General features: G+C 54.7%; 12 protein-coding genes and 1 pseudogene. 8 read left to right on the top strand and 5 right to left on the bottom strand.

What is annotated here, in order from left to right:
- The first annotated feature begins 377 nt into the window (after positions 1-377).
- Positions 378-935 (top strand): hypothetical protein, encoded by a 558-nt coding sequence (locus tag VGE80_RS00525; protein ID WP_373651907.1) that lies wholly within the window; start codon positions 378-380, stop codon positions 933-935.
- Positions 936-989: 54 nt separating this feature from the next.
- Here the strand turns inward: VGE80_RS00525 and VGE80_RS00520 are convergent, their stop codons facing one another.
- Positions 990-2072, bottom strand: a complete 1083-nt coding sequence (locus VGE80_RS00520) for a PA0069 family radical SAM protein (protein ID WP_440591290.1) — start codon at positions 2070-2072, stop codon at positions 990-992.
- 569 nt (positions 2073-2641) lie between these two features.
- Between VGE80_RS00520 and sppA the strand changes: the two genes are divergently transcribed.
- The 6 genes from sppA (at position 2642) to VGE80_RS00490 (ending at position 9901) form a co-directional block, all read left to right on the top strand.
- Complete coding sequence (sppA, locus tag VGE80_RS00515; protein WP_440591289.1) at positions 2642-4462, top strand: signal peptide peptidase SppA; 1821 nt, start codon at positions 2642-2644, stop codon at positions 4460-4462.
- Positions 4463-4606: 144 nt separating this feature from the next.
- Positions 4607-5239: a prepilin-type N-terminal cleavage/methylation domain-containing protein gene (locus VGE80_RS00510; RefSeq protein WP_373651904.1), complete on the top strand. Its 633-nt coding sequence runs from the start codon at positions 4607-4609 to the stop codon at positions 5237-5239.
- Positions 5239-5679, top strand: coding sequence for a hypothetical protein (locus VGE80_RS00505; protein ID WP_373651903.1), 441 nt, complete (start codon positions 5239-5241; stop codon positions 5677-5679). Before VGE80_RS00510 ends, VGE80_RS00505 begins: the two co-directional genes overlap by 1 nt.
- A complete protein-coding gene (locus VGE80_RS00500) occupies positions 5676-6647 on the top strand; it encodes a hypothetical protein (RefSeq protein ID WP_440591288.1) in 972 nt (323 codons plus the stop codon). Before VGE80_RS00505 ends, VGE80_RS00500 begins: the two co-directional genes overlap by 4 nt.
- Positions 6644-8458, top strand: a complete 1815-nt coding sequence (locus VGE80_RS00495) for a hypothetical protein (RefSeq protein WP_440591287.1) — start codon at positions 6644-6646, stop codon at positions 8456-8458. Before VGE80_RS00500 ends, VGE80_RS00495 begins: the two co-directional genes overlap by 4 nt.
- 309 nt (positions 8459-8767) lie before the next feature.
- Positions 8768-9901, top strand: a complete 1134-nt coding sequence (locus VGE80_RS00490; RefSeq protein WP_440591286.1) for a prenyltransferase/squalene oxidase repeat-containing protein — start codon at positions 8768-8770, stop codon at positions 9899-9901.
- 232 nt (positions 9902-10133) lie between these two features.
- Here VGE80_RS00490 and VGE80_RS00485 read toward each other — a convergent pair whose 3' ends face one another.
- The 4 genes from VGE80_RS00485 to VGE80_RS00470 form a co-directional block, all read right to left on the bottom strand.
- Positions 10134-10694, bottom strand: a complete 561-nt coding sequence (locus VGE80_RS00485; RefSeq protein ID WP_373651899.1) for a hypothetical protein — start codon at positions 10692-10694, stop codon at positions 10134-10136.
- 100 nt (positions 10695-10794) lie between these two features.
- Positions 10795-11850: a protein arginine kinase gene (locus VGE80_RS00480; RefSeq protein ID WP_373651898.1), complete on the bottom strand. Its 1056-nt coding sequence runs from the start codon at positions 11848-11850 to the stop codon at positions 10795-10797.
- 94 nt (positions 11851-11944) lie between these two features.
- Complete coding sequence (locus VGE80_RS00475) at positions 11945-12466, bottom strand: UvrB/UvrC motif-containing protein (RefSeq protein WP_397570157.1); 522 nt, start codon at positions 12464-12466, stop codon at positions 11945-11947.
- Between the two features lie 120 nt (positions 12467-12586).
- A complete protein-coding gene (locus tag VGE80_RS00470) occupies positions 12587-13477 on the bottom strand; it encodes a response regulator (protein WP_440591285.1) in 891 nt (296 codons plus the stop codon).
- Between the two features lie 227 nt (positions 13478-13704).
- On the opposite strand from VGE80_RS00470, the pseudogene VGE80_RS00465 reads away from it, so the two are divergent.
- A pseudogene (locus VGE80_RS00465) lies at positions 13705-13896 on the top strand (HpcH/HpaI aldolase family protein); the annotation flags it as partial.

Below are 13896 nucleotides of genomic sequence, written 5' to 3'. Positions count from 1 at the left end.
GCTCCGACAGCGTTCTCGTTTCACATACGTCGATCCAATCGCACCTGCTTGGCGAACGCATCGTTCCCTGCTACGAGATCGCGTTCAAAACTTGAATAAATCACGACGAGAGTGGGGAGTCTCATCAGAGCTCCGGCGGATCCTGATGCGTCGTCGAGAGAGTCGACTTATCGTACGGAAACTTGCGATGATTTTCCTGCTGGAGCCATCAATTGACCAATGAAAAGGCTAATTGGACGCAGGCAGATTAAAGAATTCGGTTCGTACATGTCAGAAGACTCAATCGAGGCGAAAGTGACAGTCCAGGTCCGAGAGACTTCTTCGCAGACGACGGCGTGAAGTCAGAGATACGGTGCAGACGATGAAAGGTGATGAGAATGCCGGGGGAACTCCTGATTCGATGGACAGCTCGATTCGCAGTGGCGTGTTACGTCGCGCGACTGCTCTATGATGCCGCCGGGATGACTGAGCCCTCGGCGCAGCGACAGGCCCGCTGGTGGTGGACGGTGGGATGCGGCTGGTTCATTTTACACGTTGTTTCAGCGTTTCACTTTCTGCACGAATGGAATCACGACGCAGCCTACACATACACGGCGAAGCGAACCGCAGAATTGACGGGATGGTCATCGGGACTCGGACTCTACATTAACGAGGCATTTGTTGCCTTATGGGTTGTTGACACCCTGCTCTGGTGGCGGGACCTGTCATGGCCGAATAACCGATCCGGTTACTGGGGAGTCCAAACTGTCTTCGCATTTCTCATGATCCAGGCAACCGCCGTTTTCGGTCCCTCGTTCTGGATTCCGATCGTCATCATGATTGCTGGACTGCTCGCGGTCGTTCGTCTGTTGACTCGAGCGGGTGTAGATGCGTCACCTGCGGCGTCCGAATTACCAACTCGAACGGGATCCGAGAAAGCCAGCCTCAAGTCGTGAGATGTCGCCCCTGCAACCGACGGGACCGGCGTCGCTAAGCAAACCCCGGTTCGTTTAGTCGAACAGACGGAGTTGACCAGACTTGGGAACGGGTGAGCGGAACTGAGATACGTCGAGCGTCGGGTAGCGTTGGGCAAGTTCATACTTACGAGCAAAGACTTGAAACGTCTGTCGAATCTGTTCTGCCACCACACCGGTTCCGGTCATGCGAGTTGCAAAGTCTGATCGATAGAGTTGGCCTCCGCGGGTATCCCGAACGCGCCCTTCGATGCGATCCTTCTGCGCTGGCAGAGCCCTCTCCAGCCATTCCAGAAACACGGGTTTCACCGTGTGGGGCAATCGAAGAAGTACATAGGCCGCTGATGTGGCCCCTGCCTCGCGGGCTGCTTTCAGGATCGCTGGAATTTCGGAATCATTCAGACTCGGAATCACGGGAGCCACCATCACCTGAGTTGGGACACCCGCTGCGGAAAGTTCGCGAATCGCGCGCAAGCGAGCCTGCGGGCTGCTCGTTCTGGGCTCCATGACCTTCGTCAGGGACTGATCGAGCGAGGTGATACTGATTCCGACACTAATCAGGTTCCGCTTCGCCATTTCACTCAACAAGTCCAGATCCCGAGTGACCAGAGCATTCTTGGTGATGAGCGCGATGGGCTGCCTCGCATCCAATGACACCTCAAGACATCCGCGCGTCAATTGAAACTTCCGTTCGGCCGACTGGTAACAATCCGTGACACCGGACATCATGACAAGCTCAGGCGAATACGAATCGCGAGCGAGCCACTCGCGAAAGAGTTCTGGCGCCTTCTGTTTGACGAAGATTTTGGTTTCAAAGTCGAGCCCCGCACTGAGGTCGAGATATTCATGAGTGGGCCGGGCATAGCAGTAGCTGCAACCGTGCGCGCAACCCCGGTACGGGTTGACGCTGTAACGAAAAAAAACGTCCGGGCTGTCGTTCTCTGTTACAACGGATTTGGAAAGGTCTGCGAAATACTCAGTCTTGTGACGCTGACCCTCTGCATCATCGTCTTCGTCCCGGTGTGTCGGATCTTCCACGTACTCAATTCGGGAATACCGATTCAGAGGATTGCTTTGAGCACCACGGCCGACAGCCGCAGGGGGCGTCCGATTATCCATGTTTGATCGTTAATGTATGGGGCGAAGTCGTCTCTGAACTGCTTCGGCAGCGATCTGTTGCCGACCGGATGGCCCGTCACCACGAGACATCGTCCAGCGGTTTCCGGAATATTGTAGCGGGTGGAGCGTGCAGGGCTCGCGAAATCTGAAAGGGACCATGACCGAACGCAAGCAGAAGATCACGTCACCCCGCAGCGCTCAACGCTTGTCTGCAACCAGACTCACCGCCGCCAGTTGGGTCCATTCTGACACATTGATCAAAGCAGAACAAAGTTGTGAAGGGCTGCCTCCTGTCTGACATCCCATTGTCTGCCTGCGACGCGTCAGATGGATTTCATGTTCGCCGTTCAGTGTACACAGTGCTAGTCAGAACGAATGACGCATCGTAAGATTGAAAGACAATTCGTGTGCGCCCTCGATGTCGAGCAGGGGGTGAAATCACCTTTCAGTAATTTTGACAGTTCGACGGAACGACTTGTCATCGGACGTGATCGCGTCGCCTGACACAAATCCTTCATTTCAGACAGAATTTGTGTCAGGCGACCCAAAGAAAATCTCAGGAGTAATCTATGCGACGATTCATGGCATTTCTTTTGTTGCTGGGAACCGCTTCCGTCGGAACCGCTCATGCCCAGACGGAAACATCTTCCCCTAAAGAGGCGACTCAAGCGGCAAAAGTTGTTGCGAAAAAATTGAATGTCGCACACATCGAAATTAAGGGAAGCTACACGGAAGGTCTGGGTGGCGGAGGCCTGTTCAGTGAAGTCGTCGAAACCCTGAATGATGCCCTGCAACGGCTGAAAAAGGCCGCCGGCGACGAAAGTCTCGATGCCGTCGTTCTGCACATCAACAGCCCACAGATCGGCTGGGCCAAACTGAATGAACTCCGGACCGGGATCGCAAAAATTCGGCACCGCGGACGCAAGGTCTACGCGTGGCTCGAAGGAGCAGACACGAAAGATTACCTGCTGGCTTCGGCTTGCGACCAGATCGTCATTCCTGAATCGGGAATGGTGATGCTGCCCGGTCTGCGAGCGGAAATCTCGTTCTACAAGAATCTCTTCGACATGCTCGCGATCGAACCCGAAATGTTGCGGGTGGGCGAGTTCAAGTCCGCAGCAGAACCCTACAGCCGATCGGAGATGAGTCCCGCTTTCCGAGAAGAGATGGAAACAATCATCGATGATTACTATCAGCAGATCATCGAGATGGTCTCCAAGTCCCGGAATTTGAATGCGGATCAGGTCTCTGGAATCATCGACACGGGTCTGTTCTCTGCTCAGGAAGCGAAAGAACGTGGCCTGATTGATCACGTCGCCTATGAAGACCACATCATTGATCTGATCAAGGGAGATCAGAAGGATGCGGAAGTCAAAATCACGAAGTCGTACGGTAAAAAGAAAATCGACACCGACTTCAGTGGATTCACCGGCATGGCGAAAATGATGAACATGATGATGGGAATCGAACCTGCCACACGCAAATCGTCCAGTCCCAAAATTGCGATCATCAGTGCTGTCGGCCCCATCATGTCAGGGACCAGCCGAGGAGACTTCTTCGGCGAAGAGTCAATGGGGTCAACCACCATGATCAAAGCCATCCGACAGGCACGGGACGATGCCTCTGTTAAGGCCGTCGTTCTGCGGGTCGACAGCCCGGGCGGAAGCGCGCTGGCAAGTGACCTGATGTGGCACGAACTGGAAACTCTCGAAGGAAAGAAACCACTCATCGTCAGTATGGGTGACACTGCCGCCAGTGGTGGCTACTACATCGCCATGGGTGCAGACCGCATCTTTGCCGAACCGGGAACTCTCACAGGTTCGATCGGGGTCGTCGGAGGAAAGATCGCTCTGGAGAAGTTCTATGCCAAGGTCGGTATCACCACGAGTGTCGTTCAGAAAGGAAAGAACGCCGGGGTGCTGAGCACGACCAAGCCCTGGACGGAAACCGAACGTGACGCGATGCAGAAAATGATGAACGGCATTTATGCGCAGTTCACGAAGAAAGCGGCGGAAGGCCGCAAGATGGAATACGAGAAACTCGAAAAACTCGCTCGCGGGCGAGTCTATACCGGAACCCAGGCTCTGAACCTGGGATTGATTGACGAATTAGGAACGTTGGACGATGCGATCGCCTACGCAAAGAAATCTGCGGGAATCGATCCTGAGTCGAAACTTGAGCGTCTCGATCTTCCAAAACCAACCAGCCCGCTCGAGGCTTTGTTCGGTCCGCTGGATCCATCAGTCCATGTCAGCAACGCTGTCATGAAAGCCTGGCTGAACCGACTTCCCGCCGAGATTTCATCTCAATTAAAGAGTCTGGATGTGTATGATCAACTCGCACGGGAGAAGGTCCTTACGGTGATGCCGTACCAGTTATACATCAAGTAGATTGCCCTCGTTTCCTCACATGAGTGCAGCACCATCGACATCCACGAGACGGACTTGGCCGACCGGGTCACTTACCTGTCTCGTGGATGTGTCTCTGGTTTGTGATGAGCAGCGAGAAATTGGAACGCGGAAGTCAACGAGCCAATGAAACCTGCATCATCAATTCGTCGTGCCCGCCTCCCCTGCCGACGCGGATTCACGATGGTGGAAGTCCTGCTCGTGCTGGGAGTGCTGGCCGTATTTGCCGGGATGACCGTCCCGGCCGTGATGCGGATGTTTGGACAGCAGAAATTGACAGGGTCCGCCGAACGGGTCCGCTCGGCCATTGCCAGTGCCCGTATCCGTGCAATTGAGTCCGGGTTAGTCTATCAATTCTGTTGCGAACTCAACGGCAGCAGGTTCGTGGTTGCTCCTTACGAGCTGGATTTTTCCAGTACTGCTCAGCCCGCCGTTTCAGGAAGTAGACCTTTAGGCCGCGCTTCTGCAGACTTGCCTAAAAGGATCGTGTTCAGCACGTTCAAAGTGCGAAATGCCGGGACGATGACTGCAGTCCCTGCGTCGTACAAGCTATCGCCGCAGTCCCTTCAAGGACTTCCCAATGCCAACGATCTGGCAGGTGTGAGCTGGTGTTCGCCCATTCTGTTTCATCCAGAAGGTTCGGCAAACGTCGATGCCGAAATCACGGTCGCTGACGGACGAAATCAAGAGATTCTGCTTCGCGTTCGCGCCTTCACGGGTGCCGTCGCCATGGAACGACTGACTCAGGGGAAACGCTGATGCGGAGTTCTCAGAATCGAACGGGCCTGACGCTGCTCGAGATTATTCTCGCGCTGGCCCTGTTTTGCGGAGCAATCGCGGCACTGTCTCAGCTGGCCTGGAACGGAACTCGGGCGACCGTGCAAGCACGGTTGAAGACCCAGGCCACGATTCGCTGCGAGACGAAACTCAACGAAGTTCTCGCGGGTGTGGAACCCATGCAGCCTCAGAACCAAGTCCCCTTCCCTGATGACAGTCGATGGGTCTGGAGTCAAAAAGTCATTCCGAGCGGTACGGCGGATCTGGTTCAACTCGAGGTCACAGTCACGCATAAAGGAGCCAGTCAACTTTCTACCATCGACGTCACTCTCAAACGCTGGGCTCGACAACTCGCAGTCTTCCAGCAAGGGGCTGCACAGGGAAGACTCGAAGAGAAAAAAGAAGAGGAGCGGGGTCAATGAAAGACAGCACCACTCAATCCTTGCGAAAGAGACGATGGCGTGGCTTGTCCCCGTCGTCAGCAGATGCCTACTTCCGGGCCGGTCGACAACGCCAGGGGAGCATGAGATCCAGTCATCGCCACGATCGGGACAGTGGCCGCGTCGGGTTCACCTTGCTTGAGACGATGCTGGCCTTAGGAATCTCGGCTTTGCTGCTGGCAGGGATCTATGCGGCCATCGATCAATCGTGGCGCACCGCTGCGAGCGGGCGCGAAGAGATGGAGCGGGCTCAGCTGGCTCGTGCGTTGATTCACCGTCTGGAACAGGACCTTCGTGCGATTACATATGTTCCCCCTCCTCCTGTCGATGAAACGGAATCCACCACCTCAAGTTCCTCCTCGAATTCTGAAGAGAGCACGACCACAGAAGAAACCGAAGATACCACCCCGAACTCGAAGAGCATCGGAATTCGGGGAACGAATATCCGTATGGACATGAGCATCGCTCGTGCACGCCGGGATTTGTTACCGGGAATGGGGACCGCACTGAACGGTGTGAACTCAACAACGCCCGCAGCGGCAGCAGTCAGCCCGCTCAGGACCAGCGACCTGCGATTCGTCTCTTACAGCTTTCTCCCCAGCGGCGTTTCCACATCGAGCGGACTGGTGAGGTTCGAAGGGGACCGCATGGCTGCAGAAGTCCAGGAGGAAAAGGGTGCCAACCCGACGAACGTCTCTACCCCGCAGGTTCTCGCCCCCGAAGTGGCGACGTTCGAGCTTCGCTACTTTGACGGGAGGATCTGGTATGCAACCTGGGATTCCGACACGATGGGAAGAATTCCCCGTGCGGTTGAAATCAAATTCTCGTTTCATCCACCGAAACGAAAACCACCTCTGCTGAATGCCGCTGTCAGTCGATCGATGGACTCCTTTCGAAGCGTGATTCTCATCCCCGTTTCAGATCCATTTCCCAAGGAATTTATTCAATGAGAACATGGTCCCGGAAACGGCAACCTGACGTGAGAGTACCCGACACGACTCAAGTTTCGTTGACACTTGAGCCCGCCGATTCGCTCAAAACGACGCTTCGAAGAGGCAGTGTCTTGCTGTTGGTCGTCGTTGTGATCGCCATGCTCACCCTTGCGGCCTATAACTTCGCGCAGTCGATGACGACCGAGCTCGAGGCTGCTTCGATGTATGCGCTGGATGTGCAGGCGAAGGCCACGGCTGACTCAGGAGTTGAATTTGTCGCGTCCCTGCTGGGCAGCCGCAATCCGAATCTGGCCGAGAACCTGGTCCACAATCCCCAGCTCTTCATGGGTCGGGTCGTCTCCCCTTCCACCCATCTGCGTGCCAACGGCCGTTTCACGATCATCGCTCCGATCGAACAGGATCCCAGAGGGGCTGCCATTCGGTACGGGCTGATGGATGAGTCTGCGAAGCTGAATCTCAATCATCTACTGGACATGAAAATGTCCCATGACGAAATCTCGGCGATGATGATCAGAATCCCCGGAATGACGGTCGACATCATCGATGCCATTCTGGACTGGATGGACACTGACGACACCAAGAATCCGTACGGGGCGGAATCAGAGACGTACGAACAAATGGTGCCACCTTACCGAGCCAAGAACGGCCCCTTCGAGTCCATGGATGAATTACTTCTGGTCCATGGGATCACCCCGACTCTGTTGTACGGGGAAGACGCAAACCGGAATGGCCTGCTCGATCCGAATGAGAATGATGGGGACGCGAGTCCTCCACTGGATAACTCGGATGGCATTCTTGACCATGGATTCATGGCCTATTTAACAGTCAGCGGAGGGGAATCGAATCGGCGCAAGGATGGGGCACTCAAAATTAACGTCAACGACGGTTTCCTCACCGACCTGTACGACGCTCTCGAGAAGGAATTTGATGAGAAAACCGCCAAATTCATTGTCGCGTACCGGATCAACGGTCCATCGACGAAACTGAAAGAATCCCAGACGAATCCACTCGTCCCGCCAGACGGAGAATCGACCAAGCTATCAAACACCGAAAAGGCCTCCAGTCCCAACGCGAAACCGGCTGACGATGCTGCCAGCAGTTCGACTTCCGACAGTGGTCAGTCGCAGCAGGAAAAAGAAGTTGCGGCAGGGCTCAGCGAGTTTCTCGGCTGGGTTGCACGTTCAGGAGGCGAAGTGACTCGAGGGGGAATCGATCTCTCGAAAGGTGGTCAAAGCAAGGGAACGATCAATTCTCTGTGGCAACTGATTGGGGCCAAGACAAAGGTCACGATCAATGAGAAAGAAGAAGAGCTGGAAAGTCCCTGGGAAGACGATCCCGCAGCAATTTCCGCCGTCCTGCCCGACTTGCTGACAAAACTGACCACAACAACCGATGAGATTATGAAAGGGAGGATTAACATCAATCAGGCGCGACGCGAACTGCTCTTGGGTCTTCCATCGATGACCGAAGAAATTGCGAACGCCATCATTGCCGCCCAGCGTCTGGATTCGAACGGCCAGCCCTCGCTGGAAACCATTCGGCAGCATTCAAACACAAGCTGGCTCTATACAGAGAATCTGGTCGATCTTCCCGGAATGATCAATCTGGATCCCTATATCACCGCCACGGGTGACGTCTTCCGTGTACAGGTCCTGGGCTTCTTCGACGGGGGGGGGCCCGTTTCCCGCATCGAAGCCACGATTGACAGCTCACAACTACCGCCACGCATCATTTCTCAACGTGATCTCGACGAGTTGGGAAGAGGTTATTCGCGGGCTCAACTACTGCCTGTTGCAACAGGCCAATAGCGGGAGTCATTCCGTTTGTGAAGGCATCAGTTCGTCAACGGGACAGAAGGAGTTTGTCGCTTTGGGTTGGGATCAAACTTGAATTCCCGCGTCGAATCGAAGCTTAAGATTCAGCAACCTCCCCAGTTCCTCGTCTCTGCGTCTGGCCACCGTTTTTCGGTAACCGTCGGTCACGTTGAGGACCGCTAAGCTTCATAATCATCCAACAGAATCCGATCACGATCGCAGACCAGGAAAGCGATAGCTAGAATTGCATTAAGCGGTTCATCACCTGCTCTTCGCCAAATCAGGATCCAGCAAAGGTAGATCATGCCAAGAATCTCGACACTTCTGTCGCTGTTCCTTCTGACGTGTTTCGCGCATGGACTTGAGTCGCCGTTGGCCGGTCAAACTCTGGGTCCGAATACGGAACAATTGGCCAAGGCGCGACTTCGCGGTGCAAACTTCCTCAAAACATCTCAGGCAGCAGACGGAAGCTGGACTTCGCCCGAATCTCCAGGGATTTCAGGTCTGGTCACCTACGCGCTGTTGGAAAGTGGGGTTCCCGCCGACGATCCTGTCGTCGTGAAGGGCTTAAAACATCTGCAGAGTTTCGTTCAACCCAACGGTGGGATCTATTCCCCAAAGACGCACCATGGTAATTACGAGACCGCAATCAGTTTGCTCGCCTTCAATGCGGCCAACAAGTCAGGTGAATTTACCGACCTCATCAAGGGGGCGGAAAAATACTTGCGAAACCTGCAATGGGATGAAACCGAGCAGACTCCTTCGTCTGACGTGAAATTCGGTGGAGCCGGTTACGGACGGACAAATGATCGTCCCGACTTGTCGAATACGACATTCTTCCTCGACGCTCTGAAGGCGACCGGTGCGACCGCCGATGACCCCGCCGTGAAAAACGCCCTCGTGTTTCTATCCCGCTGCCAAAACCTGGAATCCGAACATAACACGACTCCCTTTTCGTCGAAGGTCAACGACGGAGGCTTCTATTACACTCCCGCCGCCGGCGGAAACTCGCAGGCGGGGAACCACGAGAATGGGGGACTGCGGTCATACGGAAGCATGACGTATGCCGGCCTCAAGAGCATGGTTTTTGCCGGCCTCACACCGGACGACAAACGGGTTAAAGCCGCCAGAGAATGGATCTCCCGACATTACACGGTCGAAGACAATCCCGGTCTGGGGCAACAGGGCCTGTACTACTACTTCCAGGTCTTTGCCAAAACGCTCTCAACGCTCAACCTCGATTACCTCGTGGACGATAACGGCGTCAAGCATGATTGGCGCAAGGAATTGGGTGACCACCTGGTAAGTCTCCAACGGGAAAACGGGAGCTGGCTGAATAAGAATGACCGGTGGTACGAAGGAGATCCAAACCTCACGACCGCGTATGTGCTGATTGCCCTGAAACACATCGAGCCAAAAGCTGTCACCAGCAAGTGACTCTCGCCCCCTTCGCGAGGTGTGCGGCTCCAGCAATCCTTCGCCGACGGGCTCAGCAGACAAACCCCGGACCATCCATCCGGGGTTTGTCATTTTTATGATCAGAAAGTCTCGTGGGGATTACGCTGTGAACGGTCGCTGACTGAACGGTCGCTGACTGAACGGTCGCTGATGGGACGCGTCGCCGACTCGTCTCATTAATGGATGACCGACCAGAGAAGGCAATTCGAGATCAGGCGTCGACAGCCAGACCTTTTTCGAGGCGGATTCGCCGGACTTCCGCCAGAACCTGGTCGATGAGACCGCTGTTTCGCTCCAACGCCCGGAACTCAAGCCAGTGCACCAGAACATTCAAGGCGATGGTCGTGAGAGCAACGATGGAGTGAATGGAACTGGCAGACAAGCCGCCCCACCCTTTTGACTGAAGTGGTGACGCCGGATCGGCGGCGGCACCCAGTGCCCCGGTCACCAAGAGCATGGCAAAGCAGAGCACCATCGCCGGAATCGTGCGGTATTTCAGGGACTGACTCTTTGCGTGCAGCCCGGGGTCGAGATGATAGGCCGCTGACGTCTCTTCCATCCATCGCCCCGTTCCCATGAAATAGGTCAGGACGATGGCATGGACGAGGGTTGCGAAGACCAGTGCCGCAAGGGCCATGAGAAAATGGTACTGCACTCCCGCCTGTACGGCGTGAGTACGGACCTTAGGGTCATCAATGGAAAACCCCAACATCATGGCGGTCAGCAGCGATGCGGTGCTGAGTAGCGCCAGAGGTAGAAAAATTCGGACCACGGCGACACCTGAAGTCAGTGTGAGGGGTTGTCGGACCGGCCGGTTCGAGGTCTGAACCAGCAAGGCGATCGAGGACCGTCTTCAACGACGACACCACTGATCAATTTTGTTCATTGAGACGCTGTCGAATGTAGTCCGCTCGAGCAACATTCCTGTCGACCGTTTCGAGTTTTTCGTGCCGGATTTTCTGCAGGTGGGCCGGCTGCGTATGAATGAACAGCTCATTGATCGTGGGAATTTCCAGCCCTTCGATGAGACCCAGGTTGATCCCGAGTCTCACACTGGAAAGCAGATCCATCGTCTCTTCAGAACTGATCGTTCGAGCCGTTTTAAGGATCCCAAATGCACGCGAGACCTGGTCGTGAAGTTCACGTCGACTCTCGCTGACCAGTGCCTGCCGCGTCCTTCGTTCGTACGCGACGATATTGGGAACAACGTCCTGAATCGTACGAATCAGGTATTCCTCGCTTTTACCCAAAGTCACCTGATTCGAGATCTGGTAGAAGTCGCCCATCGCCTGGCTCCCTTCCCCATAAAGCCCCCGAACGGCGAGATTGATCTTCTGCAGAGCCTGGAAGACTTTCTGGATCTCTTTCGTATGCACCAGTGCGGGCAGGTGCAGCAGCACGCTCACACGAATGCCGGTTCCGCAGTTCGTCGGGCAGGACGTCAAATATCCCAGTCGATCACTGAAGGCGTACGTTCGATCAGCTTCGATGGCATCATCGATCGCATCGATCTCTTTCCAGCAATCTTCCAATGCAAAGCCACTTCGAAGCACCTGAATTCTCAGGTGGTCTTCTTCATTGACCATGATGCTGACGTTTTCTTCATCGCTGATTCCGACACCACGTTGTCCCTGATTTTCGGAATGTTCACGACTGATCAATTGTCGTTCGACCAGCATCTGGCGGTCGATCTGGCTGAGCGCACTGACTGAAATGTAAGTCAGTTCACGTCCGGCCGGTTTCTTGGCGATCTGACTGCGGAGCAGCTCTTCGATCTCACGCCGCGCGACTTCATCGGCGCGACTGGGAAATGAGAACTGAGCCAGATTTCGGGCAAGTCGAATACGGCTGGACATGACGATATCGGAGTCAGGCCCAGTCGCTTTCAACCATTCGCCACTAGTGCGCGTCAGGGACTCGAGGTCCACGTGAATTCCTTGATTGTAGTGCTCTTTGAAAGCGATTTGTGCTGCATCGCGTTGTTCGTTCGATCAACGCGATGCCTTCATCAAAACTGAGAAATTACTCTGATTCACTCGTTGCTGCGGGCGTATCAGAGCGGGAACGGGATTCTTCAAGCTCACGGATCGAATCACGGATTCGGGCCGCATCTTCGTACCGTTCCTCTTCTACAGAAGAACGAAGTTCGTTTCGCAATTTGATCAGTTGGAACTGAAGCTGACTGGCCTGAGGCGACCGCTTGGGAACCTTACCCACATGAGTGGTTTCTCCGTGAATATTTTCCAGCAGCTTCATCAGTTCGTCGGCAAACACCACGTAATCGTGTGGGCAGCCCAGTCGTCCCTGTGCACGAAACTCCTTAAAGGAGATTCCGCAATTCGGACAGACCTTTTGATCCAGTTCCTCAAGCTCTGAGGCGTCACCTGCAGCACCGGAATCTGCTGTGCTCGCAGATTTGGCCGCCTGAGAGGGATTGAGGTAGTCTTGCGCGCAGCTCTCGCACAGGTGCAGGGCCTGCACTTCTCCGTGACGCAATTCGGTGATGTGTAACACCGCCGGTTTAGAACAACGTCCGCATTTCATGACTGGCACGTGGGGGTTGGGCAAAAGGGAGTCAACTGGGTTAAATTTTAGGAGCGTCGCAGGGGAAAGGAAAGTACAGGCTGCCACTCGTTGTCATTCACAATAAAACTGGTGTCGCAGTTAACTGCGGTTTCGCTTCCGCTTTAGAGTGACTTCATTTCCAGTCGCATTGTACGTCACATCGTCCATGAACGCTCGCATCAGCATCACACCCCGTCCGAAGGGCCGGATCAGGTTCTCGGGATCGGTGGGGTCAGGCAGGGAGTTGGGATCAAACCCGCTACCATCATCGCGAATCACGAATGTGGCCTCATCCGGGTTGAGAATCGTACGAATGAAAATTTTACGGTCGATCCACGGAGCCGAGTTCCGTCGTTCCTCGGCCAAGGCATAAAAGGCCTGATGATCCTGTTCTTTTAACTCGGAACTGACTTCGAGATTGCCATGGTACATGGCGTTCAGCAGTGCCTCTTCGAGTGCAGTTCCTGTTCTGAGTCGATCAGTCCGATCAAGGCTCCATGAGTCTGCCAGCACGGTCTGGAAATGTCTCGACATCGCCATCAGCAGGTTAACATCATTTTCGAGTACGAACGTCTCGACGCGTTCGCCCATGCGGTCCATCAGATCGGAATGCTTTCGAGTCTCCTGTATCGACGCCAGGACTCGCCGAACGGTTTCCACAAGTGTCGTAGGGACAAGCCGTTTGGGGACGTAACTGGAAGCCCCCGTCTGCAGGGCTTCGACCGCGATTTCCTCACTTCCCTGGGCGGCCAAGAGAACCACCCCAATCCGGGAATGACTTTTCTGAAGATTCGCCAGCAGTTCGAGACCGTTGATCCCGGGTAGATTCAGGTCAGTCACGATCAAGTCGGGGTCAACCTCGCTGATCATCGACATGGCAGCGTTACCATCGCTGGCCTCAACCACGCGCCACTCGGACTCCTGCGCCAGCAGTCCGGTCGCCAACTTCCTGTCGACGGTCGAGTCGTCGACCACGAGAATGGTCGTCATTTGCGGCTCTCGAAACACGAATTACGAACTTGAATCATTGAACGAACACATCCATTGGTCGATCATTCGCCCCAGATACCGAGGCTTCGCACAACTGGTACGTGGCGGAGAGGATACGGTCAGTTCCGATCCGCGTGAAGTCCAAGAAGCAATTCGCTATCTTACACCCGACTTACCGCCACCAGGAATTTGCTCGGCTTCTGTTCTCGATATCTGGAATGATCAGCATGCCAACACTGAAACAGCGTTTGAAAAACGATGAATTTGTGCGAATTTGCGGCATGGGAAGGATGCCGCACCACAATCTCGTTCACATTATAGGCCTGAGCGGCGGATTTCATGGAGTTTGGTTTGATCTCGAGCATGCCGGACTCTCTTCACAAGAAATCGAGATTCTGACAATGGCCGCGCGGGAACAT

It is taken from the genome of Schlesneria sp. (genome assembly GCF_036405755.1).
In the GTDB taxonomy this organism is placed as follows: domain Bacteria; phylum Planctomycetota; class Planctomycetia; order Planctomycetales; family Planctomycetaceae; genus Schlesneria; species Schlesneria sphaerica.
Note: the sequence above shows the minus strand (reverse complement) of the source record. Positions and strands in the feature narration are given on the sequence as shown.

Coding starts and splice junctions, on each gene's coding strand:
- VGE80_RS00525 (WP_373651907.1), top strand. CDS start 378: ATGCCGGGGGAACTCCTGATTCGATGGACAGCTCGATTCGCAGTGGCG.
- VGE80_RS00520 (WP_440591290.1), bottom strand. CDS start 2,072: ATGGATAATCGGACGCCCCCTGCGGCTGTCGGCCGTGGTGCTCAAAGC.
- sppA (WP_440591289.1), top strand. CDS start 2,642: ATGCGACGATTCATGGCATTTCTTTTGTTGCTGGGAACCGCTTCCGTC.
- VGE80_RS00510 (WP_373651904.1), top strand. CDS start 4,607: ATGAAACCTGCATCATCAATTCGTCGTGCCCGCCTCCCCTGCCGACGC.
- VGE80_RS00505 (WP_373651903.1), top strand. CDS start 5,239: ATGCGGAGTTCTCAGAATCGAACGGGCCTGACGCTGCTCGAGATTATT.
- VGE80_RS00500 (WP_440591288.1), top strand. CDS start 5,676: ATGAAAGACAGCACCACTCAATCCTTGCGAAAGAGACGATGGCGTGGC.
- VGE80_RS00495 (WP_440591287.1), top strand. CDS start 6,644: ATGAGAACATGGTCCCGGAAACGGCAACCTGACGTGAGAGTACCCGAC.
- VGE80_RS00490 (WP_440591286.1), top strand. CDS start 8,768: ATGCCAAGAATCTCGACACTTCTGTCGCTGTTCCTTCTGACGTGTTTC.
- VGE80_RS00475 (WP_397570157.1), bottom strand. CDS start 12,466: ATGAAATGCGGACGTTGTTCTAAACCGGCGGTGTTACACATCACCGAA.
- VGE80_RS00470 (WP_440591285.1), bottom strand. CDS start 13,477: ATGACGACCATTCTCGTGGTCGACGACTCGACCGTCGACAGGAAGTTG.